The sequence below is a fragment of the Rahnella sp. NRRL B-41462 genome, from assembly GCF_003263525.1.
Lineage (GTDB): Bacteria > Pseudomonadota > Gammaproteobacteria > Enterobacterales > Enterobacteriaceae > Rahnella > Rahnella aceris.
Genome location: NZ_JYDF01000193.1, coordinates 1 through 1307, shown reverse-complemented (window position 1 = coordinate 1307; position 1307 = coordinate 1). Strand labels below are relative to the sequence as shown.

1 protein-coding gene is annotated in these 1307 nt (G+C 55.6%); it reads left to right on the top strand.

Annotated features, from left to right (window positions below; genetic code table 11):
• On the top strand, positions 1-1307 hold a 1307-nt coding region (locus UC14_RS27245; RefSeq protein WP_232829752.1), incomplete at both ends, for a VENN motif pre-toxin domain-containing protein.

Here is a 1307-nt window from a genome sequence, read left to right as displayed (position 1 = left end):
GACCAATGCCAGCGGCAGCGCATCGGGCACCACCCGTTCAGCGGTTGCTGATGGCAGCATTACGGTGCGTGATACCGGCCAGCAAACGCAGGATGTGAGTACGCTGAGCCGTGATACGGAGAACGCCAACGGGCATATCGATAAAATTTTCGACAAGCAGAAAATAGAAGAAAATCAGGCCGTGGCGCAGGCTATCAGCCAGGTGGGCGTCCAGACGATGCAGAACGTGGTCATGCAGGCGCAGGTGAATGCACGAAGTGACGCGCTCGCAAGATTGTCAGGCACGGCGGAGTACAATAAAGCTTCACCTGCAGACCAGCAGAAAATGCTGGAGAACTCGCCGGAATACATCGCAGCAGAACAAAAGTATGGTATCGGCAGCCCGTTCTGGACGGCGGGCACGGCGATATCAGGCGCGCTGGCAGGCTTAACCGGTGGCGACATGAGCCAGGCGCTGGCGGGCGGGCTGGCCCCTTATCTGTCTCTGGCGGTGAAGGCGGCGACCACAGACGCCAAAGGCAACGTTAACGAAGTCGAAAATATCACCGGGCATGCGCTTGCCGGCGCAGTGGTCGCCTATCTGCAGGGCGGTTCTGTGTCGGGCGGTGCAGCCGGGGCCGCGACCGGTGAACTGGCTGCGCAGTTGATTGCGAAAGAGCTATATCCGGGCATAAACCCGGAAAATCTAACGAATGAGCAAAAGGCCAATGTGAGCGCGCTGAGCATGCTTGCCGCCGGGTTGGCAGGCGGCGTAGCCGGGGATTCGTCGTTTGCCGCAGGGACAGGTGCGGTTGCCGGGAAGACGGCGGTGGAGAATAACTTCCTCAGCGTGGAAGAAAAGACGAAGCTGGAGCTGGCGAAGCAAAAACTCCAGAACAGTAAAGATCCGGTGGAGCGTGAGCAGGCACAGCAACAGATAAACGACCTGCGTGAGAAAGATATCGCCAGCGACAAAAAGGTTATTGATGCGTGCAGTAATGGCAAGGCCGGAAGTGCGGGGTGTGCCAGTGCAAGACTTGAAGTTATAGCGGCTAAGGGCGAGTACGAAACCGGCCAATATAACAATAAAATCAGTGATATGTACGCGGACTCGTACGGGAAAATAGTTAATCTATTGAATATCACGAGCGTTGATGCGCAGAATCAGCAACAGGTAAAGGATGCGCTGACGCAATATGCAATGGATGTTCTGAGGGTAGACCGTAAGACTGCGGAAGGTTACGCCGAAACGAAGCAGGGAATGGATATCATTATTGCTTCGGTAACGCCGATAATGGGTGGCGCGGCAGCAAGTAAACTAGGAAATA